Source organism: Blochmannia endosymbiont of Camponotus (Colobopsis) obliquus, from assembly GCF_000973545.1.
GTDB lineage: Bacteria > Pseudomonadota > Gammaproteobacteria > Enterobacterales > Enterobacteriaceae > Blochmanniella.
In genome coordinates this window covers 224,349-247,893 of record NZ_CP010049.1, presented here as the reverse complement: position 1 = coordinate 247,893, position 23,545 = coordinate 224,349, and the positions used below count along the sequence as shown (strand labels likewise).

Below are 23,545 nucleotides of genomic sequence, written 5' to 3'. Positions count from 1 at the left end.
TTACTTATTCCTCTATTTTGCCGCCAAAAGCTTTAATAATAGAATAAGCACCTTTACTAACATGCAATCCCCGTAAAACAATAGCACGATCTATTGTGCCAAATAATATAACTTTAACAAAACTAACGTTTTTTTTAATAATATTATACATTTTTAATATATCTAAAGTTATTAAATTAGCTTTAATATTTGATAAATCTGATAAACGAACCTCTGAACTATGTAAATTTTTACGTGATGTAAAACCAAATTTTGGCACACGACGGTATAATGGAGTTTGTCCACCTTCAAAACCAAGACGAACTCCACCTCCAGAACGAGATTTTTGACCCTTATGCCCTCGTCCACAAGTTTTACCTAATCCCGAACCAATGCCTCTTCCCAAACGCTTAGCTGTACATTTTGATCCTTTAATTGGAACCAAAGTGTTCATTTTCATCTTCATTTTATAACCTTAAGCATATAAGATATCGATTTAATCATACCACGAATTTCTGGACTATCAACACATTCCACGGTATGGCCAATTCTACGTAAACCTAAACCTACCAAAGTAGCTTTGTGTTTTGCAAGTCGTCCAATAGAACTGCGAATCTGAGTAATTTTAATGTTCTTTTTTAACATGAATTTTTCCAATGATATCTTCAATAGATTTACCACGTTTAGCAGCAATAGTCTCAGGTGATCTCATATTAATAAGAGCATTCATAGTAGCTCGCACTACATTAATTGGATTGGTTGACCCATAAGTTTTAGCTAAAACATTATGAACACCTGCTACTTCTAAAATAGCACGCATAGCACCACCGGCAATAATCCCTGTACCTTCAGAAGCTGGCTTAATAAATACATGAGAACCCGTATGAACTCCCCTAATAACATGTTGTAAAGTCCCACTATTCAATACAATACTAATCATATTGCGACGAGCTTTTTCCATAGATTTTTGAATAGCTGAAGGAACTTCACGTGCTTTACCATACCCAAAACCAACACGTCCATGATTATCACCAACAACAGTTAATGCAGTAAAACTAAAAACACGCCCGCCTTTGACAGTTTTAGATACACGATTTACTGCAATTAATTTTTCCTGTAATTCAAAAGACTGTTTTTCAACACGAGACACCATACAACAACTTTACTCCTAATATATAATAATTTCACGATATATTTATATTTTAAAAACATAACCCCACTTTACGAGCAGCTTCCGCTAATGCTTGTACACGCCCATGGTATTTAAAGCCAGATCTATCAAACGATAATTTTTTAACACCTTTTTTTATCGCACGTTCAGCAATAATCTTACCTATCCAAGCGGCAGCATTCTTATTACCAGTAATACGTAGTTCTTGTCTAACAAACTTTTCTAATGTAGATGCAGAAGCTAATACAACAAAATCATTATCAATTACTTGAGCATAAATATGTCTTGAAGTACGATGCACGACAAGACGAACAACACTATATTTGCGTAATTTCATACGTAGACTTGTTGCTCGACGTAAACGCAAATCCCTTTTATTAATACTGATCATATATATTTTACAACCTCATCTACAACGCGTTACTTTAAAAAATTACCTCTTTTTAGTTTCTTTAGTATATATAATTTCATTTTCATAACGAATTCCTTTACCTTTAAAGGGTTCCGGGGGACGCAATGCACGTAAATTTGCTGATACTTGACCGACTAATTGCTTGTTAATACCTTTTAATAAAATTTCATTTTGATTTGAACATTCTGCAATAATACCCATAGGTAATATAAAACTGACAGAATGAGAAAAACCTATTGATAAAATCAATTTACTTTGTTCAACTACTACTCGATAACCAACACCTACTAATTGCAATTTTTTAAAAAATTGTTGGCTTACCCCAATTATCATGTTATTTAACAATGAACGAAACGTACCTATCATTGATTTATTTTTCATTTGAGAATTACAAGAAACAACGATAAGATGATTACTGTTTCGCTCAATTCTTAAAGAATCATGAATTATTTGAGTTAAATAACCATAACTACCATTAATTGTAATGTATTTACCATGAATTGTTACCAATACATTATCAGGAATAAAAATAGATGCCTTAGTAATACGAACTACCATCCCTACACTCCGTATAATTAATTCCTCAAGATACATAACAAATAATTTCGCCACCAAGACCAAATCGACGAGCCATTTTATCGGTAACTACCCCTCTAGAAGTAGAAATAATAGCAATACCCATACCTGACATAACTTTTGGTAAAGAATTTTTTTTTCTATAAACACGTAAACCTGGACGGCTAATTCGCTGAATAAACTCTACAACTGGCTTACTATTAAAATATTTCAATGTTAATATCAAAATAGGTTTAATATTATTTATTACTTTATATCCAGATATATAACCTTCTTGCATTAATAAGCAGGATATAGCTACTTTTATTTTAGAAGATGGCATTTTTATTGTACTTTTATTTGCTAGTTGACCATTACGTATACAACTTAACATATCTGCAATAGGATCCTGCATGCTCATTTCTCTATATACTCCTAAATTTTATACATAAATCATATCTACCTAACTACCAACTAGCCTTTCTTAAACCAGGTATCTCTCCACGCATAGCAGCTTCCCGTACTTTAATCCTACTTAAACCAAATTTTCTTAAAAAAGAATGAGGCCTCCCTGTTAATCTACAGCGATTACGTTGACGAGATGGACTAGAATCACGAGGAAAACCTTGTAATTTTAAAATTGCATTCCATCTCGTATCATGTGATACATTAGTATTCAAAATAATATTTTTTAACTTTACTCGTTTAGCAAAAAACTTCTTGGTTAATTTAACTCGTTTTAATTCACGAGCTTTCATTGATTGTTTTGCCACTAATATCTCCGTTATAATTAGAATATTAATATAATTTTATTTTCGAAATGGAAAACCAAACGCAGCTAATAAAGCATGACTTTCATGATCAAATTTTGCTGTAGTAGTAATAGTAACATCCATACCACGAATTCGATCAATTTTATCATAATCAACTTCTGGAAAAATAATTTGCTCACGTACGCCAAAACTATAATTACCACGACCATCAAATGACTTAATAGATAAACCACGAAAATCTCTAATACGGGGTATAGCAATATAAATCAATCTTTTTAAAAAATCCCACATACGATCACCACGTATTGTTGTTTTACATCCAATAGAAGAACCCTGACGAATTTTAAAGCTAGCAATCGATTTACGCGCTCTGGTAATAAGAGGTTTTTGACCTGAAATTAATGTCAAATCCATTATAGCACCGTCTAATTTTTTTTTATTAGTAGCCGTTTCACCTACACCCATATTAAGCGTAACTTTATTAATACGAGGAACCTGCATGATAGAAGAATAACTAAATTGACTCATTAATTTAGGCACAACACTAGTTTTATAATAATCAAACAAATTTAACATTCAACACACTCTAACTAAATTATTTTATCCAATATTTTTACCAGTAGACCTAAAAACACGGACCTTTCTATTGTTTTCCATTTTCAAAAGAACTTTATCCGACTTATTAGTAATAACATTAAAAATAGCAACATTAGCTATATTAATGGCTGCTTCTTCCTCAAAAATACCACCTGGTTTTTTTACAGATGGCACTGGTTTTTGATGTTTTTTTACTAAATTTAAACCCTCAATTATAACCTTACCTGATGAAAAAACTCGTTTTACCTTACCACGTTTTCCTTTATTCGATCCCCTGATAACAATAACTTCATCTCCACTATGAATTTTTGCTGACATAACACTCACCCATCCTATCACAAAATACTTTATCCTACATTTTATATATTTAACTATAAATTACACTTAAAGAACCTCTAAAGCTAAAGAAATAATTTTCATAAATTTTTCATTCCGTAATTCTCTAGTCACCGGACCAAAAATACGTGTCCCAATCGGTTGCTCATTAACATTATGCAACAAAACACAAGCATTACTATCAAATCGTATTACAGAACCATCTAAACGTCTTAAGCCTTTTTTAGTACGTACTACCACCGCTTTTAAAACATCACCTTTCTTTACCTTACTTCTAGGAATAGCCTCTTTAACTGCAATCTTAATTATATCACCAATACCTGCATATCGACGACGAGAACCACCTAAAACTTTAATACACATTACAAAACGTGCTCCAGAATTATCAGCGACATTCAATACGCTTTGTTCCTGAATCATAATAACACACCACTTTGTCTGTTACATTATATAAAAATAAACAACTCTAAATATAATTAAAAACACAATAACCATCATGAAAAAATAGTTTTTTCCACAATCTTAACAAAAGACCACGACTTTGTCTTAGACAAAGGACGACATTCCTTAATTACAACAACATCTCCAACACAACATTCGTTATTTTCATCATGTACATGTAACTTAGTCGTACGTCTTATAAACTTTCCATAAATAGGATGTTTAACAAATCGACTAACTAACACAATAATCGATTTTTCCATCCTATCACTAATTACTCGACCTTGCAAGATATTCATTCTATCAATCATGACCACTCCGTATTTTACTATTGGTTTTACTAACTAAACAAGTCTTCACTCTAGCGATATTACGACGTATCTGTTTTAATAAGTGAGTCTTATTTGTCTGACCCATTTTTATTTGCATACGAACATTGACTTGTGTACTTAGCAAACTTAACACTTCAGCATAAAGCTCTTGAGATTTTTTTCTTGCATATAAATTGCGTAATTTCATTATATAACCATTTTAGTTACAATAGCAGTCTTAATAGGTAATTTTGAAGATGCAAGTCTCAATGCAACTCGTGCTAATTCTTCAGAAACACCGGACATTTCATATAAAATCTTTCCAGGCTTGATTAAAGCTACCCAATACTCCACATTACCTTTACCCTTGCCCATACGTACTTCTAAAGGTTTTTTAGTAATAGGCTTATCTGGAAAAATTTTAATCCAAATTTTACCTTGACGTTTTATAGCACGAGCTATAGCACGTCTAGCTGCTTCAATTTGACAAGCAGTTAACCTGCCTCGACTAATAGCTTTTAAACCAAACTCACCAAAATCAACAAAAGCATTAACAACACAACCTCTATTCCGACCTTTATGCATTTTACGAAATTTTGTACGCTTTGGCTGTAACATATATCATTCCTATGTAAATTTTTATTTAACATGTCGTCTTTTGCGAGATAAATGTTTTTTAGACTGAGGTAAAATAGAATTTGGCTGGTTAATTACAAGAGGCATGCCATCTAAAATCTCACCCTTGAAAACCCATACTTTCACACCAATAACACCATAAGTAGTACATGCTTCAGATATATTATAGTCTATATCTGCACGCAACGTATGTAATGGAACGCGTCCTTCACGATACCATTCAGTACGTGCAATTTCCACACCACCTAAACGACCACTTATTTCTACCTTAATCCCTTTAGCCCCTAAACGCATAGCACTTTGCAAAACTCTTTTTACAACTCTACGAAACATTACTCTACGTTCTAATTGAGACGCAATATTATCAGCTAGTAATTTAGCATCTAGTTCAGGTTTACGTACTTCAGCAATATTAATTTGAGCAGGTACACCAGAAATATTAGCTACAATTTTACGTAACCTTTCAATATCTTCTCCTTTTTTACCAATTACAATACCAGGTCTAGCTGTATAAATAGTTACACGAATACTTTTAGCAGGACGCTCAATAACAATACGAGATATTAAGGCTTTTGATAATTCTTTAAATAAAAATTGCCGCACTTTAAAATCACCACATAAATTTTCAGCAAAATCCTTGCTATTCGCATACCAAGTAGAGTTCCAAGATCTAATAATACCTAAACGCATCCCATTAGGATGAACTTTCTGTCCCATCAATTAACCTTTTTTTAGTCTTCATTATATAATTAACTTAAATTTATTTATCAATTTAATGCGATACGACAATAGTAATATGACTAGTGCGTTTCAAAATATGATCCGCGCGACCCTTAGCTCGTGGCATCATGCGTTTTAAACTTGGACCTGCATCAACAAAAATTTTAACAATTTTTAAACCTTCAATATTTAACCCTACGTTATGAGTTGCATTAGCAATAGCAGATTGTAAAACTTTTTTAATTATAATAGCCACCTTTTTATTAGAAAAATTTAAAATACTGATTGCTTTATCTACTTTTTTACCCCTAATCATATCAACTACCAAACGCATTTTTTGAGGGGAAGAACGTATATAACGACACCTTGCAATTGCTTGTTGCATCTTTACTCCTATTTTAACGCTTTTTTATTTTTCTATCCGCCACAACATGTCCTCGATAAGTACGAGTTGGAGCAAATTCTCCAAGTTTATGACCAACCATTTCATCACTTATAAATATAGGTATATGTTGTCGTCCATTATGAACTGCAATCGTTAAACCAACCATCTTAGGAAAAATAGTAGAACGCCTTGACCAAGTTCTAATAGGTTTTTTTTCACCATGCTCAATCGCTTTATCTATTTTTTTAAGTAAATGTACATCTATAAAAGGACCTTTTTTTAGCGAACGGGGCATATAAATATTTATCCTCAATCATTATTCATCTATTTATTATCACGACGGCGTACAATAAATCTATCAGTACGCTTGTTACTACGAGTTCTTTTACCTTTAGTTTTTAAACCCCATGGAGAAACTGGATGTTTACCAAAATTACGACCTTCACCTCCACCATGTGGATGATCAACTGGATTCATAGCTGTACCCCTAACTGTAGGACGAATGCCTCTCCATCTACTTAAACCTGCTTTACCGAATACACGCAACATATGTTCAGAATTACCTACTTCACCTAAAGTTGCACGACATTCGGATTTTATCTTGCGCATTTCACCAGAACGCAGTCTTAAAATTACATAAAAATCATCACGAGATATTATTTGAGCATATGTGCCTGCAGAACGAGACAATTGACCGCCTTTCCCAGGACTTATTTCTATATTATGCACAACAGAACCAATTGGGATAACCTGCATTGGTAATGCATTACCGATTTTTATTGGAACATTAACACCGGATAGAATTTTATCCCCAATTTTTAATCCCTTCGCCGCTATAATATAACGACGATCACCATCTTTATACAAAATTAAAGCAATATTAGCCGATCGATTTGGATCGTATTCTAAACGTTCCACAATTCCTAAAATATTATCTTTGTTTCTTTTAAAATCAAGTAATCGATATCGTCTTTTATGCCTGCCACCAATATGACGGGTAGTAATACAACCACGATTATTACGGCCTCCCGTTTTACTAAGAGGACGTAACAAAGACTCATAAGGCTTACCTTTATATAAGGTGCTATCAATTACTTTAATAACATGACGCCTACCTGGCGATGTGGGTCTGCATTTTATAATTGTCATTAATTAATATCATCTACCTATTTTATTTTTATAATTGTTCTTTAATTACTAATCCTACCAATTATATCTAACTTCTCACCCTTTTTTAAGGAAACGTAAGCTTTCTTCCAATCACTACGACGACCAATAAATTTTTTATACCGTTTAGTTTTTCCTTTCATAATTAAAGTGCGTACATTCAATACTTTCACTCCAAACAGACGCTGTACAGCAATTTTAATATCCAACTTATTAGCATTTTTAGCAACCCGAAAAACAATAGTATTACACCGATCTGTTGCAACGGACGATTTCTCAGAAATATGAGGTGACTGCAGTACTTTTAATAAAAATTCCTTATACATTTATGCAAGCATTCCTTCTATTTTTCTCATAGCTACAGCAGTAACAACTACTTTATCACAAACAATTAAACTAACAGGATTAATATCCTTAACACAAATTACTTGAATTTTACATAAATTACGTGCAGATAAAAACAAATTATTTTCTAAGTCATTAACAATAATTAATATCTTTTCCAAAATCTTTGTTCCTGCTAATTCTATATTTCTCAATTTATCTAATAATAAAGTAGTTTTTGGCGCTTCAATTAAAAGATCTGTGATCGTAATTAAACGTCCTTGACGTATTAATTCAGAAAAAATACTTCGTAATGCTCCTCTATACATTTTTTTATTAACTTTCTGAGTATAATTTTGAGGGTTAACAGTAAAAGCTATGCCACCTGAACGCCATATTGGACTTTTTACAGAACCAGCTCGTGCACGACCCGTACCTTTTTGACGCCAAGGTTTTCTATTAGATCCTGCTACTGCAGAACGATTTTTTTTAGCTCTTGTACCTTGACGAGAACCGGCGTTATATGCAACAACAACTTGATGTATCAACGCTTCATTAAAAGTATTATCAAAAACATCTTCAGAAATTGTTAACAAAACACCACTATCTTTTAATACCAAATCCATTGTGATATATCTCTGATTAAAAAAATCGTTACATTCAAACTAATATTTAATTCCACGCCCACACTACCAATTAAACTAAATTACTGTTTTAATAGATGGTTTTACTATAACATCACTACCGATATATCCGGGGACCGCTCCTTTAATCAATAATAAATTACGTTCCTTATCAATACTAACAAGAACTAAATTTTGAATAGTAACTCTTTTATTACCTAACTGTCCTGGCATCTTCTTGCCCCTAAAAACTCTTCCTGGAGTCTGATTTTGTCCAATAGACCCTGGAACCCGATGTGATAAAGAATTACCATGACTGGCATCTTGTGAACAAAAATTCCAACGCTTAATGGTTCCTGAAAATCCTTTACCCTTTGATACACTCACAACATCCACTTGCTGTACTTTAAGTAAAGATTCTACACCAAAAAACTGACCAACCTTAATTTTTGAAATATATTCGCGGGTAACTCGAAACTCCCATAAACCACGACCACCCCTAACTCCAGCCTTTACAAAATGACCAATTTCTGAATTAGTAAGACGATTTTTTTTTCTATTACCAGTAGTCACTTGAATAGCACAACATCCATCTTCCTTTACGTCATTTTTAATTTGAGTTACACTGTTGACTTCAACATGAACTACTGTAACGGGTACAACAACTCCATCGTTGTTAAAAATCCTAGTCATACCTATCTTCCGACCAATTAAACCATGCACTGAATTATATAGCACCTCTTATTTTAATCATTATAAAAATAGATAGTAAAAAAAAACACAATACCATTATTAACCGAGACTAATTTGTACATCAACACCAGCAGCTAAATCTAATCTCATTAGAGCATCTACTGTTTTTTCAGTAGGCTCAACAATATCTACCAGTCTTTTATGAGTGCGTATTTCATATTGATCTCGAGCATCTTTATTAACATGAGGAGAAATTAAAATGGTAAAACGTTCCTTTTTTGTAGGCAAGGGAATTGGCCCTCGCACCTGAGCACCGGTACGCTTAGCAGTTTCAACTATTTCTGTAGTAGATTGATCAATTAATCTATGATCAAAAGCTTTTAGTTTTATTCTAATTCTTTGATTTGGCATAGCACTAACAACTCCATTTTTACTATAAAATACAGATTAATATTCTAAAATTTTTCAACTTTATGTTATTTTTATTGTTATGTACACTATACATTATAAAAAAATTAAATAAAAGATACCCAAAATTCAACAATGGGCTGTGTCCATACTAACTGATAATCCTATCAATAACAATAATTAAATAATAAAATTACATTTATTATTCACAGTTTGCACATTAAAACAAAAATAATTTACTAAATATTTTCAGCATATTAATTTAAGATATCAATAAAAATATTATTAAAATATAAATTACATAATTATCAACAAATTAAAATAAAAATAAAACAACCCTACCAAGTGATTATATGCCATTAGGTATTATATTTTTTTAAATTTTTTAAATTAATTTTCAAAAATAAATAAAAAGTTATTAAACAACAAATTGTCACTCTTTAATCTGTAATTGTAAATACTTATGAATTCCAATTTGCTTGATAAAAGAAAACTCATTTTCTAAACAATCAACATGCTTTTCTTCATCTATAAGAATTTTAAGCATAATATTTCTTGATACATAATCTTGTGTTAAATCCATATACGCGATGCTTTTACGCAAATCCCGTATATTACATAATTCTAAATCCAAATCAGCTTTTAAAATTTCTTCTACATTTTTACCAACATTAAATTTATCAATTTTTGGTATATCTAATATTTCACTAAAAAACAAAATACGAGCAACACAAAAATCTGCATGTTGTTTTTCATCCATTGATTCTTGATATTCCATATTATGTAAACGAATTAAACCCCATTTTTTTAATATACAAGAATGCAAAAAAAATTGATTAACAGCAATAAGTTCATTCTTTAGTATAAGATGAAAATAATTAATAACATGATCGTCCTTTTTCATACAAACTCCTAATTTTTATAAATTTTATAATATTGCATATTTTTAACATAAAATAAAACATAGCTAACCATGTTAACTCAAATGATGCATAAAAATATTATTCAATAGATATAAACATTCTTATACAAAGTTACTATGCTAATAACTTTTTTTTTTAATATCAATACAATTCAAAATTTTTTATAAATTACAATACAAACAAAATTAAAAACAATTGCAAAATTATACTTCTATTTACATTATTTTAAAAGCTAAATATCTTCAATCATGAACGACAAAAATATTATTTAAATCACAAGCACAGCATGCTGATAGGCAGATTCGAACTGCCGACCTCACCCTTACCAAGGGCGTGCTCTAACCATATCTGAGCTATATCAGCAAATCAAACCAGCGGACAGTGGGGATCGAACCCACATCATCAACTTGGAAGGTTGAGGTAATCTCCATTATACGATGCCCACCTTACAAAACAAAACACTTTTATATCATTTGAAAAATATTTATAGCAATTATCAACAATCATCTACTCAACTAATAAAATTCTTAATTATATATAAATTTAATTCATACCATAATCATTTTATTTTAATAAAATTAAACTACATATTAATGATACATCATCAATGATGGTGATGGGGGAAGGATTTGAACCTTCGAAGTCTACGACGGCAGATTTACAGTCTGCTCCCTTTAGCCACTCGGGAACCCCACCACAAATAACTAAATTTCAAAAATGCCGGCAGAAGGACTTGAACCTTCGACCCACTGATTACAAATCAGTTGCTCTACCAACTGAGCTATACCGACTGAAAAAACGATATCAAAATATTTCATTAAAAAATCATATCTTTACAAAAATTATAATAACGAACAACGTTATTATAATTCACATCAAATGCAAAACAAAAAATTACAATCTTAATTCAAAAGAACAATTCAATATCATTTTATTATACAATATTCGCTCATAATATTGAACTATTACTATTTTTGCAAGTAGTTAATTAATACTAATAACATAAAATATATCATACACTATACATTAAATATAAATAATAAATTAAATTATTCCCGAAACCTTACTTAAGGTTTAAGCGTAATTAACATAAACTTAATTAAATAATTCTATACGTTTTATTTAACAAAATAAAAAAAATAAACAAACATTATCTTCCAAAATTATAAATAAATATTTGCTATACTAGTATACCATTTTTTTTAATTTCTATATAACATAATATCTCATGCAAAACAAAAACAATATAAAACCATCTCTAATAATTAATTTGTTACCTATTACTTGAACGATAAATATAAATTAAAAGTACTATAATAAAAATACCATAATACAAATTATAAAAACATTGTTCAGTGAATCACTAAACATGTGATACTAAATCTAATACAAAAAATATAATAAAAAATTTCCTACAAAACATAACATCAAAAAATCTAATATACTGCATGTTTAATAATAAAAAACCCAAAATAACTATTATTTCAATTCATTCACATGTGTAAATACGATACGATCCTTGATAGCAAATAAATAAATAACTCTTCAACCAAATATTTTTAACTATTAAAAAAATTAAATATTTATAAGTAATTAAATCATCAATAAAATACCCAAATATATTTGTTTCTTTATTTTTTTCGATTTTTTTTATTTATTATGATAAAATATACAATAATTATCTAAAGTTATCATATCCAACGTTTTCTTATATTATATTATATAATAATATCATTCAACTATGGCTCTTATCTCACAATTCAAACAAATTACGAAATAAAATATTAACATTTTTTTCTATTGTCAATAAACTTAACAAATTAAAATCTAAACAAAACATTTTATTAGCCAAAATTATCAACCATTATCTGTTAACCAAAAATATTATTCATAAAATTAAATTTTAAACTTAAATATATCGCTTTACAAAAAATATACAACAAAATAAAAAATTAAACATTTTGCAAAATATCTCAACGACAAAAATTATCTAATAAACTATTTGACTCGAATAAAAATTCAATTTTATAAATTCATCCATTACATGAATTATACATTAATTATATCTTTTCAATCAATGTACATAAATACACTCCATAAATTCAAATAATTTTAAAATTAAATAATAATATTACCATCAAAATAAGATCGTATCTTTCCCGATCTTTCTAATAAAATTTCCCCTTGCCAATTTATACCACGACTAATGCCTTTTATGATTGTATTACCAATTGATAACTTAACAAATTTATTATAAAAATTATCTAAAATAAACCAACGAACAAAAAAAGATTCAAAACCATCATTATCAAATTTCTGCAAAGCTTTTCGTAAAATACTAATTAATTTAAAAATCAACACATCACGAGCAATAACAATTCCTGATTCTTGTAAATTTATCCAGCGACTACTGATTAAAGCATTTATTATATTGAAACTTGATAAATTTACACCAATACCAATAATTACATGGGAAAAACTATTATTTATTCTATTAATATTTTCTACTAAAATACCTGCCAATTTACGATTTTTAAGATAAAGATCATTAGGCCATTTAACTCGTACCTCATAAACACCCAATTTTTGTAATAATTCCGCGAGCACTATAGCAATCATCAAACTTAATCCGGAAATTAATTTTTTCTCACGATACATACACCAATAAATAGATAAATATAAATTGTCTCCAAAAAAAGAAATCCATTTTTTACCACGTCTACCACGTCCTTGAGTTTGATATTCTGCAATACAAACATCTCCAGAATTTAAATAAAAAATATGATCAATTAAATACTGATTAGTTGAATTAACCACTGGTAATAAAATCAATTTATTTTTCAAAATAATTTCCAAAATATTTAATAAAATTTGACTAACGCAAAAAAATTTATTATATATTTGACGACAAACATAAGATAATCCTATATTTTTACTAAAAAATAAATATAAAATAAATTTTATATAAAAACATCATAATTCATTGTAATAGTTGTAATGCATCCACTTCTCCCTGAGCAGCAATAAATCTTACTTCTGGTTCTAACCAAATAGAAAATCTATCAGCAACTTTATTACGAACATAACTAGCTAATTTGATAATCTCCATGCCAGTAGCTCGTTGATTACAATTAATTAAAATTAAAGCTTGCTTATTGTACACGGCTGCATTACCCAATCTATAACCCTTTAAATGACAACGATCAATCAACCATCCCGCAAATAATTTTACACTTCCATTACGTTGCAGATAATACGGCATATCTGGATTATATCTTAATAATGTATTAAACATATTTTCATCAATTATTGGATTCTTAAAAAAACTACCAGCATTACCAATTATTGCAGGATCAGGTAAAATTTTTTGCCGTAACTTACAAATAAAATTAAAAATCTGATAAGGAGTTATCCCACTAACATTTAAACTGCGTAATGATTTATAACGTAATATAGGATACCAATTCTTATTAATCTTTAATCCAACAGCAACAATAGCATACTGCTGATTATCTAATTTATTCTTAAAAATACTATCACGATATCCAAATTGACATTCAGTAGCATTCAAACGAATTCTGTTTTCATTATAAAATTGTAAAACGTCTACATATTCACAAAATTGTTGCAATTCAACGCCAAAAGCTCCAATATTTTGAATTGGAGCGGCTCCTACGTAACCAGGTATCAATGCTAAATTTTCTAAGCCTGGCATATTTTTAGATAAACTGTAAACAACTAATCTATGCCATATCTCACCTGCACCAACATGTAAATACCATGCACTATCATCTTCATTCACCAACACACCCTTGATTCTATTTAACAATACTATACCATTAAAATTTTCTAAAAATAGGACATTACAACCCCCGCCCAACAATAAAACCGACTTATCATGTTCAGTTGCTTTTTTCCAATACATTAACAATTCATGTTCACTATAAACTTTATTAATAGAATGAGCACAAACATTCATAGCGAAAGAATTAAAATATTTTAAAGTTACAATATTGGACATATTTGCAATTATTTTATAAGAATAATAAAACTAATTTAAACACCTACAAAATAAACGTACCATTAATTAAAAAAATAACAGACAATAACTGTGCTCTATATTTAAAATATTACTTATTTATGTCTAATATATTAATAAAATAATTATCATGATATACACACATTAATTATATATTAAAGATAATTGAAATTAATAATAATAATTTATTAATATACCACTAATACAATAAAACTCATAATTAACATTTATTAACAATACGAATTACTTTAAACCATACAATAATATGAAACATTTAAAACAAAACTTGTGCATAAGTTTACAATTAAAAAATCTAATAACTTAAATAACATTTTTCTCAAAAATATATCTTATATACACACTTAAAACAAAAAATGTTGATACAAATCTTCTAATAATTATTAACAAACATAAGAAATTCAATTATGTTAATTAATATTTACAACAATTTTTCAATCTTCAATAATTATATATGTTATCGACAAATAAAAAAATTATATCTCAAAATAAATTTAATAAAACAAAACACAAAATGCATTCCCATAAAAAATATAATTTTAACTATTATGGTTAATATCAATCATGTAACGTTTTAAATAAATCAAATAATACCACAACTGCAGTTATAATATAACATTACAGATAATAATTAACTGCTAACACGCACATAAACATAAACAACTAAATACAATATCATTGAACCATAACTATACGACCATCCTTAACTTCTAATCTAACATCTTTTCCAGGTACCAAAGAACCTTCTAGTATCCTTAATGCTAAAGGATTTTCTATTTCTTGTTGTATAGCTCGCTTTAAAGGTCTAGCACCATATACTGGATCGAAACCAATCCGTCCAAGTAATTCTAATGCACTATTATTAATAGTAGTAACATAACCCCTATTTTCTAAACGCTTAAACAAATTATTCAATTGAATTTTAGCAATACTAATAATATGTTCATTATTAAGCGGATGAAATACAACAATTTCATCTATACGATTAACAAACTCTGGACGAAAGTGATGATTAACTACATCTAGTACTAGCGACTTCATTTGCTGATAATTTAATTGAACAAAACGCTCCTGAATCATATCTGAACCTAAATTAGACGTCATAATAATTACAGTATTTCGAAAATCTACTATTCGACCATGACCATCAGTTAATCGACCATCATCTAATACCTGTAACAAAATATTAAATACATCTGAATGTGCCTTCTCAATTTCATCTAATAAAACTACAGAATAAGGACGACGACGTATAGTTTCAACTAAATACCCACCTTCTTCATATCCAACATAACCAGGAGGCGCTCCAAGTAATCTTGATACAGAATGTTTTTCCATAAATTCTGACATATCAATTCGCAACATAGCAGTACTGGTATCAAATAAAAAAGTTGCTAATGCTTTACATAATTCGGTTTTACCCACACCAGTTGGACCTAAAAACATAAATGATCCAATAGGCCGATTAGGATCTGCCAAACCAGCACGACTACGTCTAATAGAATTAGATACTGCTACTACAGCTTCATTTTGTCCAATAACTAACTTATGCAAAGCTTGTTCCATACGCAATAACTTATTTTTTTCACTTTCTAACATTCTCGATACGGGAATCCCTGTCCAACGTGCTAATACTTCAGCTATTTCTATATCTGTCACTTTGTTACGTAACAATTTCATATTCTTACTTTCAGATCGTAAAATATTTGATAATTGTTTTTCTATTTCCGGAATTTTCCCGTATTGCAATTCAGACATACGAGCTAAATCACCAACACGACGTGCTTGCTCCATGGCAATTTTTGCTTGTTCTATTTCAGATTTTAAATATTGGGTCTTAGATAAAGATTGCTTTTCAAATTGCCATGCTTTTTCTAAAATAGAAAAAGACGACTCCTTCTGTACCAATTCATCATTAATAATTTGTAAACGTTTACAACTTGCATCATCAAACTCTTTTTTTAAAGCCTGTTGTTCTAATTTTAATTGAATAATGCGTCTTTCTAATCTATCTAATTCCTCCGGCTTAGAATCTATCTGTATACGAATACTAGAAGCAGCTTCATCAATAAGATCTATTGCTTTATCTGGCAATTGACGATCGGCAATATAACGATAAGAAAGCGTAGCTGCAGCAACAATTGCCGGGTCAGTAATCTGCACATGATGATGTAATTCATAACGCTCTTTTAATCCACGCAAAATAGCAATTGTATCTTCAATAGTAGGTTCTACCACAAATACTTTTTGAAATCTTCTTTCCAACGCAGCATCCTTTTCAACGTATTTACGATATTCATCAAGAGTTGTAGCTCCTACACAATGCAAATCACCTCGCGCTAATCTAGGTTTAAGCATATTACCGGCATCCATAGCTCCATTAGATTTACCTGCACCGACCATAGTATGTAATTCATCAATGAATAATATTACATTACCTTCTCGTTTAGATAAACCATTTAAAACATTTTTCAATCGTTCTTCAAATTCACCTCGGTACTTTGTACCCGCTATTAATGCTCCCATATCCAATGATAAAACTCTATTATTTTTTAACCCTTCCGGAACTTCACCATTAATAATTCGTTGAGCTAAACCTTCTACAATAGCAGTTTTACCCACACCAGGCGGTCCAATAAGTACAGGATTATTTTTTGTACGTCTCTGTAGCACTTGTATAGTACGTCTAATCTCTTCATCTCTACCAATTACAGGATCAAGTTTACCTTGTTCAGCACATTTAGTAAGGTCAATAGTAAAAATTTGTAAAGATTGACGTTGATCTTCTGCTTCTTGAAAATGTACTCCCTCACCACAACGAAGCTTTTCTATTGCCTCAATAATTTTATCTTTACTAATACCATAAGACTTTAATAAATCTGACAAAACATCATGTGATTCAAGTACAGCTAAAACAAATATTTCTGAAGAAATAAAATTGTCAGCTCTTTTTTGTGCTAATTTATCACATATATTTAATATTTTTACTAAATGTGAAGACAATTGAATATCACCACCGATACCTTCTACTTTCGGTAATCTTTGACACAATTGTTCAACTTCAGCAGTAAATTGAACAATATTAACATTAATATATTTTAATATAAAACAAACAGTACTATTATTTTGCTTTAATAAAGCTAACATTACATGAAATGATTCTACAAACTGATTATCTAATCCAAGAGCAATAGACTGTGCGTCAGCAAGAGCTAACTGAAATTTACTAGTAAAACGATCTAAACGCATAATTTCTATTTCCTAAATAAAATTCCACAACATAAAGTATATATACACAATTATAATTTAAAAATTTAATAAATATTTTAATAAATATAATTAAAAAACAACATAACCTTTTTATAGACATACTTAATATACACTTAAATAAATCAACATAATTCACTATATATGCTAAAAAATAACTACAATACAAAAAATTATATACCCAGAATAAACAATTATATAAACAAAACCTATTATTCTTATCCTATTTTTACATTTTTAAATGTTTAAAAAAAATTAATTTTTTAATTTATATAGCAACTCTGTTATATCCTGTGGCAATGGTGAAAAAAATTGCATAGCAATGTTAGTTACAGGATGATTTAGCTCTAACTTAATAGCATGTAATGCTTGTCGATTAAAATTAAGTAAATAATCATTCAGTAATGATGACATTCCTTGAACTAAACATTGAGTTGTGCCATATTTTTGATCACCTACCAAAGGATGATTAATATAAGCCATATGCACTCTAATTTGATGTGTTCTGCCAGTTTCAAGGCGTAAACGTAATCTAGTATGAAATCTAAATTGTTCTAAAATAGAATAATGAGTAACAGCATTTTTTCCCATATAATGTACCATCATATGAGTACGTTTAACAAAATGACGACTTATCGGCTGCTTTATTGTACCATTAACATTCATTAAACCACACACCACTGCTTCATATTCACGACGAATTCTTCGTGATTGAAATAATTTAATTAATTGATTCCTAATACAACTCCTTTTTGCAACAATCATTAATCCTGTAGTATCTTTATCTAAACGGTGAACAATACCTGCACGAGGTACTTCAGCTATTTTTGGAAAATAATGCAATAATGCATTCAAAACAGTACCTGAATGATTTCCATGACCAGGATGTACTACAAAATTACATTGTTTATCAATAACTATAATATCATTGTCTTCATATATAATATTTAACGGAATATTCTGTGCACATAACAAGCGCACATTTGTTAAAATGACATTAATTTTTACATATTCTCCATATGATACTTTTTTATCAGGCATAACAACAACCTGCTCATTCAATTTTACCTTGCCAGAAACAATCATTGCCTTTATTTGTGTACGTGAATATTCAGGAAATAAAACAACTAAAGCTTGATCTAAACGTTTTCCAGATTGAAGTCTATCTATCTTTTTAAAAAAAGATTGCTTTCTTTTCACATACACCTATAATGAAAATGAAGTATATTAAACATGTATAATAACATATGAAAAAACTTTAACTCACATAAATTATCACAAATTTAGATAAACACCTTGATTAAAAAAATTACTTATAGCACCATTGTTACAATCATCCACATAACAAATTATATAATATGTACATAAAATATATTATTATATTAATAAATATTTTTAACATAATGCTATTTGGTTGTAGTACTAGACCAAATATTACGATACCTCAACAACCCTATAGTTCCATCAAACAAACAAAAAAAACAAATAACACCAAAAATATTATAAATTTAAACAAATTAAATGAAACATGCTCAAACATTGAATGCGAACAACAACTTCAGCTTGATTTAATTTATTATTACTATAATAATACTGATTTAAAACAAGCGCAACAAATAGCCAATCAATTTCTACATTCATACCCTAACAATCATAACCTTGATTATGTTTACTATATCAAAGGATTAATTAATTTATCACTAGATAAAAATCAGAATAATATGTTACATAAATTGTTTAATATACATTTATCACAATACAATCCAACTTACGCATATGCGGCAATGCATGATCTTTCGCATATTACAAAAACATATCCTACAAGTCAATATTACACAAAAGCAAACGAACATATTTTCTATTTAGAAAATAGAATAACTGAATATGAATTAAATGTTATAAAATTTTATTATAAAAAAAAAGCATATACAACAGTTATAAATCGCGCTCAAAATATATTGAATTCTTTTCCCAATACTCCTTCAGCACATCAAGCATTAACTTATTTAAATAAAGCATATCAAAAACTCAATTTGATTAAAAATAAAAAATGAAAATAAATAACATCGTAACAGCTACTACATCATGATAATTATCTATTATCAATATTAAATAACATAACAGCACTATACAAATCATGTCTACTGATTTAATATAATTTATGAAACGATAATAAACAAATTACATTAAACATATTTAAATAAAGTATTATAATAAATTTAAAAACAAAATTATATGTTTCAACATAATAAATATTCAATTCGTATAGCATTTCTCGGCCCTAAAGGATCATATTCTTATATAGCCGCTAAAAAATATAGTGCACAATATTTTAATAACGGCATTGAATATAACAGTTGTCAAAAATTTGCTGATATTATCCAAGTAGTAGAAAAGGGAGATGCAGAATACGGTATTCTACCTATTGAAAATTCTACTTCAGGATTTATAGATGAAGTTTATGACCTCCTTAAACACACGAACACGTCTTTAATAGAAGAAATAATTATTCCCATTAAACATTATTTATTAACCAATACTACTAACATTAAGTTTAATACAATTCAAAAAATATATAGTCATCCACAACCTCTCTTACAATGTAGTAATATTATAACTCGTTTTCCTCGACAAAACATTGTGCACTGTACAAGCACATCTGATGCTATAAAGACAGTCGCTAAACTCAATATACCTACAATTGCCGCTTTAGGAAGTAAATTTGGAGGTATTCTTTATGGATTAAAAACATTAAAATTAAATATAAATAATGACACATACAACACGACTCGTTTCGTTGTAATTGGATATAAACACAACAAACACAATACATCATAGCATAACATACATAATCATATAATTATTGAATTATAATTATTCAATATATTAACTAAGAAAATTAACATACACAAATATCAACCAAAATCTTTTATTTACATTGTTGATTTTTACCAGATCATTGATAATGATCTACAATTTTTTTAATTAATCACCCTTAATCTAAAAATAGTAAAATAACACCAATAACTGTTTTGTTACAAATTAAATTTTATATTACAAATTCTAAAAGAACACTACTTACGATTATCATCAATATATCTCAATAACATTCTACTTTCTTTAAAAAAAGAAGCAGCATAATTACTAAACCAATGTCTTATGTGATAAAAATAATCAATAAATTCTTGTTTTTTACCTTGTTCTAAAACAGTTAATATCTTAATGCATTGTTGATAATAACTTTTAGCTAATGACAAACAACTTTTAGAATTTACAATAATATCTATATAATCAATGGGATCTTGAGCAAAAAATCTACCTATCATTATCATTTGAAAACGAAACATAGATGAAGATAACAACAAAATTTTTTTCAAATCTACATTACTTTCTTTTAAATATGCACCAAAAACAAAAATAACAAAATATAAAAATTCTTGAGATAAAGATATATTCTTATCATGTTCAGCTGAATCATAATGATATAACTGTACACCCCAAGCTTTAATTTGATCTAGCAACCAACTATGTTTTGTAAACATACGCCCTTCATGATAAACAATGACCTGTTTAACCATGTTCTTTATATCTGCATTAAACATAGGTTGTAAACCTATAACTGGACCGTCATGAATATCTAACATAATCTTTAATAATGATATATCTTTAACTAAAAAAACATTAATTAAAATACAATCATCTGACAAATAAGTTAATTCTTTAACTATTTCTACAGTTAAACGCATCGATAAATTAATCAATACTATACTTGCATATTTTAAAACTTCTTTTTCTATATACCAATCATTACCTTCTAAAAATTTAACCTGATATCCTGATAAAATAAACATTCTATTAAATAATTTACTAATCTTATTATTATTATTACTAATTATAACGACTGGGCGTGACGCATGTGGACATAAATTTCTAAATCCTTTTTCATTTTCACTAAAATATGATTCACGTATTATTCTACGTAATATATCCTCAATTAAATCAGGTGAAATTCCTAACTCTATAGCTTCCTTTCGTCTAGAAGATAACATGACTTCTTCCCGATCTGGAGCATGAATCAATAAACCATAACGACTTTTTAATTCACCTATCTGTGTCACTAATAATAAACGTTGTGCTAATAAATCCAACAAAGACTTATCTAACTCATCAATTTTATTACGTAAAACATCTAATTCCTGTATCATGTATTCATAGCTCCTACTAAACGATTAGAAAGAATAGAATTTAATTCCATATGCAACTGACGCAATAAATTTTCAGTACTAATCCAATCAATACAAGCATCAGTAACTGATACACCATAACGTAACTTAACGTAAGGTAATTGTAAAACCTGATTACCAGAATAAATATGACTTTCTAACATCAATCCCACAATAGAACGATTACCATCTTTAATTTGATCTAAAATAGATCTTGCTACTTTGATTTGGTCATGATAGTTTTTATTAGAATTTCCATGACTACAATCAACCATTAAAAATAATGGTAACCCAACTTTTAACAATTGACTTTCACAATATGCAATATCTTCTGGATAATAATTCGGTTTTATACCTCCACGTAAAATAACATGTCCATTTAAATTCCCCTGCGTTTTTAATAAACAAATTCTTCCACTCTGATTAATACCCATAAAACAATGAGATATTGATGCTGCTCGTATAGCATTAATTGCACTCATTAAATTTCCACTAGTACTATTTTTAAAACCTATAGACATAGGCAAAGCAGATGCCAATTCACGATGAACTTGAGATTCAGTAGTACGAGCGCCAATAGCAGACCAACTAAATAATTCTCCAAGATACTGTGGTGTATTTAAATCTAAAGCTTCATTGGCCAATGGTAATCCCATTGTTAATAATTTCAATAATAAAGATCTGGAAATTTCTAATCCACTTTTAATATCAAAAGATCCATCCATATGGGGATCATTAATTAAACCTTTCCAACCTAAAACAGTACGAGGTTTTTCAAGATAAACACGCATGACAATATATAATTTATCACTTAATTCATCAGAAAGAACCTTTAAACGATGTGCATAATCTATAGTAGAATCAACATCATGAATGGAACAAGGGCCGCACACTATCAATAATCTCGAATCTTTACCATGAATAATATTGGCAATAATCTGTTGGGAATCACAAACAAAACGACTCTCCTTTTCTTTTAAAGGAAATCGGCTTTTTAATTCTGCTGGAGTAATCATTTCTTGATTATTATAAAAATTAATATTTTTATCCGTTTTTTCTTGCATATTATTTATCCAAAATAAAAAAATTAAACAATCACCCTATATATTAAAACATCGCATAACAATACATAGAACATAATACTATTTTTGTATATTACAGATCAAATTAATATATACTTTAAATTTCAATAAATAAATAATCAATGAACATTTATATTTTATCAAATAATTATATAATATTAAATCAATTAAAAACTTACATTCAACTTATAACTTGTATTTTATTATTATAATAATAAAATACTCCTAACTCATTTATACTATAAACAACAAAAATTGGAAACACATATCACTAAATATAAATTATTATTTATTAACCAAACAAACAATCTCAATCACTAAAAAAATGAAATTATTATTATATTATCTCTTAAATTATAAATAAAAATACAAATTTAACAAAAAGATAATCTTTATAAAATACATTTATAAATTAAATGGCAATAATATTCATTTCTCCTAATAATTTTTGCTTAACATCTA

The 23,545-nt window shown here is 28.8% G+C and carries 30 protein-coding genes and 4 tRNA genes; 2 read left to right on the top strand and 32 right to left on the bottom strand.

The window, feature by feature from the left end; translation table 11 throughout:
• Positions 1-4: 4 nt before the first annotated feature.
• The 30 genes from rplO to rluD all read right to left on the bottom strand — a co-directional run bounded on the left by rplO (position 5) and on the right by rluD (position 18,978).
• Positions 5-439 carry a 50S ribosomal protein L15 gene (gene rplO, locus BOBLI757_RS01045; protein WP_046305407.1) on the bottom strand — a complete coding sequence of 145 codons (435 nt, stop codon included), beginning with the start codon at positions 437-439 and terminating at the stop codon, positions 5-7.
• A gap of 2 nt (positions 440-441) precedes the next feature.
• Positions 442-624 carry a 50S ribosomal protein L30 gene (gene rpmD, locus BOBLI757_RS01040; protein ID WP_046304736.1) on the bottom strand — a complete coding sequence of 61 codons (183 nt, stop codon included), beginning with the start codon at positions 622-624 and terminating at the stop codon, positions 442-444.
• Complete coding sequence (gene rpsE, locus BOBLI757_RS01035) at positions 605-1,129, bottom strand: 30S ribosomal protein S5 (protein WP_082087410.1); 525 nt, start codon at positions 1,127-1,129, stop codon at positions 605-607. The genes rpmD and rpsE overlap by 20 nt, the downstream gene beginning before the upstream one ends.
• A gap of 52 nt (positions 1,130-1,181) precedes the next feature.
• On the bottom strand, positions 1,182-1,532 hold the full coding sequence (gene rplR, locus BOBLI757_RS01030; RefSeq protein WP_046305406.1) for a 50S ribosomal protein L18: 351 nt from the start codon (positions 1,530-1,532) through the stop codon (positions 1,182-1,184).
• A gap of 51 nt (positions 1,533-1,583) precedes the next feature.
• Positions 1,584-2,120, bottom strand: coding sequence for a 50S ribosomal protein L6 (gene rplF / locus BOBLI757_RS01025; RefSeq protein ID WP_046305405.1), 537 nt, complete (start codon positions 2,118-2,120; stop codon positions 1,584-1,586).
• Positions 2,121-2,145: 25 nt separating this feature from the next.
• Positions 2,146-2,538: a 30S ribosomal protein S8 gene (gene rpsH, locus BOBLI757_RS01020; protein WP_046304733.1), complete on the bottom strand. Its 393-nt coding sequence runs from the start codon at positions 2,536-2,538 to the stop codon at positions 2,146-2,148.
• A gap of 46 nt (positions 2,539-2,584) precedes the next feature.
• Positions 2,585-2,890 carry a 30S ribosomal protein S14 gene (gene rpsN, locus BOBLI757_RS01015; protein ID WP_046304731.1) on the bottom strand — a complete coding sequence of 102 codons (306 nt, stop codon included), beginning with the start codon at positions 2,888-2,890 and terminating at the stop codon, positions 2,585-2,587.
• A gap of 36 nt (positions 2,891-2,926) precedes the next feature.
• Complete coding sequence (gene rplE / locus BOBLI757_RS01010) at positions 2,927-3,466, bottom strand: 50S ribosomal protein L5 (RefSeq protein ID WP_046304728.1); 540 nt, start codon at positions 3,464-3,466, stop codon at positions 2,927-2,929.
• Positions 3,467-3,490: 24 nt separating this feature from the next.
• On the bottom strand, positions 3,491-3,805 hold the full coding sequence (gene rplX / locus BOBLI757_RS01005; RefSeq protein ID WP_046305404.1) for a 50S ribosomal protein L24: 315 nt from the start codon (positions 3,803-3,805) through the stop codon (positions 3,491-3,493).
• A 66-nt stretch (positions 3,806-3,871) separates the two neighbouring features.
• Entirely contained in the window at positions 3,872-4,243 is a 372-nt protein-coding gene (rplN, locus tag BOBLI757_RS01000) for a 50S ribosomal protein L14 (protein WP_046304727.1), read from the bottom strand.
• Positions 4,244-4,317: 74 nt separating this feature from the next.
• Positions 4,318-4,575 carry a 30S ribosomal protein S17 gene (gene rpsQ / locus BOBLI757_RS00995; RefSeq protein ID WP_046304725.1) on the bottom strand — a complete coding sequence of 86 codons (258 nt, stop codon included), beginning with the start codon at positions 4,573-4,575 and terminating at the stop codon, positions 4,318-4,320.
• Positions 4,568-4,783 (bottom strand): 50S ribosomal protein L29, encoded by a 216-nt coding sequence (rpmC, locus tag BOBLI757_RS00990; protein ID WP_046304723.1) that lies wholly within the window; start codon positions 4,781-4,783, stop codon positions 4,568-4,570. The genes rpsQ and rpmC overlap by 8 nt, the downstream gene beginning before the upstream one ends.
• On the bottom strand, positions 4,783-5,193 hold the full coding sequence (gene rplP / locus BOBLI757_RS00985; protein WP_046304721.1) for a 50S ribosomal protein L16: 411 nt from the start codon (positions 5,191-5,193) through the stop codon (positions 4,783-4,785). The genes rpmC and rplP overlap by 1 nt, the downstream gene beginning before the upstream one ends.
• Positions 5,194-5,214: 21 nt before the next feature.
• Positions 5,215-5,928, bottom strand: a complete 714-nt coding sequence (gene rpsC, locus BOBLI757_RS00980; protein ID WP_046304719.1) for a 30S ribosomal protein S3 — start codon at positions 5,926-5,928, stop codon at positions 5,215-5,217.
• A 55-nt stretch (positions 5,929-5,983) separates the two neighbouring features.
• Positions 5,984-6,316: a 50S ribosomal protein L22 gene (gene rplV / locus BOBLI757_RS00975; RefSeq protein ID WP_046304717.1), complete on the bottom strand. Its 333-nt coding sequence runs from the start codon at positions 6,314-6,316 to the stop codon at positions 5,984-5,986.
• Between the two features lie 13 nt (positions 6,317-6,329).
• Positions 6,330-6,611 (bottom strand): 30S ribosomal protein S19, encoded by a 282-nt coding sequence (gene rpsS / locus BOBLI757_RS00970; protein WP_046304715.1) that lies wholly within the window; start codon positions 6,609-6,611, stop codon positions 6,330-6,332.
• Positions 6,612-6,640: 29 nt separating this feature from the next.
• Complete coding sequence (rplB, locus tag BOBLI757_RS00965; RefSeq protein ID WP_046304713.1) at positions 6,641-7,465, bottom strand: 50S ribosomal protein L2; 825 nt, start codon at positions 7,463-7,465, stop codon at positions 6,641-6,643.
• Positions 7,466-7,506: 41 nt separating this feature from the next.
• Positions 7,507-7,809 carry a 50S ribosomal protein L23 gene (gene rplW / locus BOBLI757_RS00960; RefSeq protein ID WP_046304711.1) on the bottom strand — a complete coding sequence of 101 codons (303 nt, stop codon included), beginning with the start codon at positions 7,807-7,809 and terminating at the stop codon, positions 7,507-7,509.
• Complete coding sequence (gene rplD / locus BOBLI757_RS00955) at positions 7,810-8,433, bottom strand: 50S ribosomal protein L4 (protein ID WP_046304709.1); 624 nt, start codon at positions 8,431-8,433, stop codon at positions 7,810-7,812. It abuts the gene before it with no gap.
• Between the two features lie 75 nt (positions 8,434-8,508).
• On the bottom strand, positions 8,509-9,153 hold the full coding sequence (rplC, locus tag BOBLI757_RS00950) for a 50S ribosomal protein L3 (protein ID WP_046304707.1): 645 nt from the start codon (positions 9,151-9,153) through the stop codon (positions 8,509-8,511).
• Positions 9,154-9,222: 69 nt separating this feature from the next.
• Positions 9,223-9,534 (bottom strand): 30S ribosomal protein S10, encoded by a 312-nt coding sequence (gene rpsJ, locus BOBLI757_RS00945; protein WP_046304706.1) that lies wholly within the window; start codon positions 9,532-9,534, stop codon positions 9,223-9,225.
• A gap of 430 nt (positions 9,535-9,964) precedes the next feature.
• Positions 9,965-10,435, bottom strand: a complete 471-nt coding sequence (bfr, locus tag BOBLI757_RS00940) for a bacterioferritin (protein ID WP_046304704.1) — start codon at positions 10,433-10,435, stop codon at positions 9,965-9,967.
• A 306-nt stretch (positions 10,436-10,741) separates the two neighbouring features.
• Positions 10,742-10,817, bottom strand: a tRNA-Thr gene (locus BOBLI757_RS00935).
• Between the two features lie 10 nt (positions 10,818-10,827).
• A tRNA-Gly gene (locus BOBLI757_RS03295) sits at positions 10,828-10,899 on the bottom strand.
• A gap of 166 nt (positions 10,900-11,065) precedes the next feature.
• Positions 11,066-11,150, bottom strand: a tRNA-Tyr gene (locus BOBLI757_RS00930).
• Between the two features lie 22 nt (positions 11,151-11,172).
• A tRNA-Thr gene (locus BOBLI757_RS00925) sits at positions 11,173-11,245 on the bottom strand.
• Positions 11,246-12,572: 1,327 nt separating this feature from the next.
• Positions 12,573-13,298 carry a biotin--[acetyl-CoA-carboxylase] ligase gene (locus BOBLI757_RS00920; RefSeq protein ID WP_052712337.1) on the bottom strand — a complete coding sequence of 242 codons (726 nt, stop codon included), beginning with the start codon at positions 13,296-13,298 and terminating at the stop codon, positions 12,573-12,575.
• Positions 13,299-13,434: 136 nt separating this feature from the next.
• Complete coding sequence (murB, locus tag BOBLI757_RS00915; RefSeq protein ID WP_046304702.1) at positions 13,435-14,475, bottom strand: UDP-N-acetylmuramate dehydrogenase; 1,041 nt, start codon at positions 14,473-14,475, stop codon at positions 13,435-13,437.
• A gap of 711 nt (positions 14,476-15,186) precedes the next feature.
• Positions 15,187-17,760, bottom strand: coding sequence for an ATP-dependent chaperone ClpB (clpB, locus tag BOBLI757_RS00910; RefSeq protein WP_046304700.1), 2,574 nt, complete (start codon positions 17,758-17,760; stop codon positions 15,187-15,189).
• Between the two features lie 273 nt (positions 17,761-18,033).
• A complete protein-coding gene (gene rluD, locus BOBLI757_RS00905) occupies positions 18,034-18,978 on the bottom strand; it encodes a 23S rRNA pseudouridine(1911/1915/1917) synthase RluD (protein ID WP_046304698.1) in 945 nt (314 codons plus the stop codon).
• 158 nt (positions 18,979-19,136) lie between these two features.
• Between rluD and bamD the strand changes: the two genes are divergently transcribed.
• Complete coding sequence (bamD, locus tag BOBLI757_RS00900; RefSeq protein ID WP_052712336.1) at positions 19,137-19,832, top strand: outer membrane protein assembly factor BamD; 696 nt, start codon at positions 19,137-19,139, stop codon at positions 19,830-19,832.
• Between the two features lie 181 nt (positions 19,833-20,013).
• Positions 20,014-20,616 (top strand): prephenate dehydratase domain-containing protein, encoded by a 603-nt coding sequence (locus BOBLI757_RS00895; protein WP_052712335.1) that lies wholly within the window; start codon positions 20,014-20,016, stop codon positions 20,614-20,616.
• A gap of 236 nt (positions 20,617-20,852) precedes the next feature.
• On the opposite strand, the gene tyrA is transcribed toward BOBLI757_RS00895, so the two are convergent.
• Both tyrA and BOBLI757_RS00885 read right to left on the bottom strand, forming a co-directional pair.
• Positions 20,853-21,983 carry a bifunctional chorismate mutase/prephenate dehydrogenase gene (gene tyrA / locus BOBLI757_RS00890; RefSeq protein WP_046304696.1) on the bottom strand — a complete coding sequence of 377 codons (1,131 nt, stop codon included), beginning with the start codon at positions 21,981-21,983 and terminating at the stop codon, positions 20,853-20,855.
• Positions 21,980-23,065 carry a 3-deoxy-7-phosphoheptulonate synthase gene (locus BOBLI757_RS00885; RefSeq protein WP_046304694.1) on the bottom strand — a complete coding sequence of 362 codons (1,086 nt, stop codon included), beginning with the start codon at positions 23,063-23,065 and terminating at the stop codon, positions 21,980-21,982. The genes tyrA and BOBLI757_RS00885 overlap by 4 nt, the downstream gene beginning before the upstream one ends.
• Positions 23,066-23,545 lie beyond the last annotated feature (480 nt).

What these genes read in the sequence shown, in the direction of transcription:
- rpsS (WP_046304715.1), bottom strand. Translation starts at nt 6,611, where the DNA reads ATGCCCCGTTCGCTAAAAAAAGGTCCTTTTATAGATGTACATTTACTT.
- BOBLI757_RS00895 (WP_052712335.1), top strand. Translation starts at nt 20,014, where the DNA reads ATGTTTCAACATAATAAATATTCAATTCGTATAGCATTTCTCGGCCCT.
- rplE (WP_046304728.1), bottom strand. Translation starts at nt 3,466, where the DNA reads ATGTTAAATTTGTTTGATTATTATAAAACTAGTGTTGTGCCTAAATTA.
- rplN (WP_046304727.1), bottom strand. Translation starts at nt 4,243, where the DNA reads ATGATTCAGGAACAAAGCGTATTGAATGTCGCTGATAATTCTGGAGCA.
- rplP (WP_046304721.1), bottom strand. Translation starts at nt 5,193, where the DNA reads ATGTTACAGCCAAAGCGTACAAAATTTCGTAAAATGCATAAAGGTCGG.
- rpmC (WP_046304723.1), bottom strand. Translation starts at nt 4,783, where the DNA reads ATGAAATTACGCAATTTATATGCAAGAAAAAAATCTCAAGAGCTTTAT.
- clpB (WP_046304700.1), bottom strand. Translation starts at nt 17,760, where the DNA reads ATGCGTTTAGATCGTTTTACTAGTAAATTTCAGTTAGCTCTTGCTGAC.
- rplW (WP_046304711.1), bottom strand. Translation starts at nt 7,809, where the DNA reads ATGTATAAGGAATTTTTATTAAAAGTACTGCAGTCACCTCATATTTCT.
- rplV (WP_046304717.1), bottom strand. Translation starts at nt 6,316, where the DNA reads ATGCAACAAGCAATTGCAAGGTGTCGTTATATACGTTCTTCCCCTCAA.
- rplX (WP_046305404.1), bottom strand. Translation starts at nt 3,805, where the DNA reads ATGTCAGCAAAAATTCATAGTGGAGATGAAGTTATTGTTATCAGGGGA.
- bamD (WP_052712336.1), top strand. Translation starts at nt 19,137, where the DNA reads ATGTACATAAAATATATTATTATATTAATAAATATTTTTAACATAATG.
- murB (WP_046304702.1), bottom strand. Translation starts at nt 14,475, where the DNA reads ATGTCCAATATTGTAACTTTAAAATATTTTAATTCTTTCGCTATGAAT.
- rplO (WP_046305407.1), bottom strand. Translation starts at nt 439, where the DNA reads ATGAAAATGAACACTTTGGTTCCAATTAAAGGATCAAAATGTACAGCT.
- tyrA (WP_046304696.1), bottom strand. Translation starts at nt 21,983, where the DNA reads ATGATACAGGAATTAGATGTTTTACGTAATAAAATTGATGAGTTAGAT.
- rpmD (WP_046304736.1), bottom strand. Translation starts at nt 624, where the DNA reads ATGTTAAAAAAGAACATTAAAATTACTCAGATTCGCAGTTCTATTGGA.
- BOBLI757_RS00885 (WP_046304694.1), bottom strand. Translation starts at nt 23,065, where the DNA reads ATGCAAGAAAAAACGGATAAAAATATTAATTTTTATAATAATCAAGAA.
- rpsQ (WP_046304725.1), bottom strand. Translation starts at nt 4,575, where the DNA reads ATGATTGATAGAATGAATATCTTGCAAGGTCGAGTAATTAGTGATAGG.
- bfr (WP_046304704.1), bottom strand. Translation starts at nt 10,435, where the DNA reads ATGAAAAAGGACGATCATGTTATTAATTATTTTCATCTTATACTAAAG.
- rplF (WP_046305405.1), bottom strand. Translation starts at nt 2,120, where the DNA reads ATGGTAGTTCGTATTACTAAGGCATCTATTTTTATTCCTGATAATGTA.
- rpsC (WP_046304719.1), bottom strand. Translation starts at nt 5,928, where the DNA reads ATGGGACAGAAAGTTCATCCTAATGGGATGCGTTTAGGTATTATTAGA.
- rpsJ (WP_046304706.1), bottom strand. Translation starts at nt 9,534, where the DNA reads ATGCCAAATCAAAGAATTAGAATAAAACTAAAAGCTTTTGATCATAGA.
- rplD (WP_046304709.1), bottom strand. Translation starts at nt 8,433, where the DNA reads ATGGATTTGGTATTAAAAGATAGTGGTGTTTTGTTAACAATTTCTGAA.
- rpsH (WP_046304733.1), bottom strand. Translation starts at nt 2,538, where the DNA reads ATGAGCATGCAGGATCCTATTGCAGATATGTTAAGTTGTATACGTAAT.
- rplB (WP_046304713.1), bottom strand. Translation starts at nt 7,465, where the DNA reads ATGACAATTATAAAATGCAGACCCACATCGCCAGGTAGGCGTCATGTT.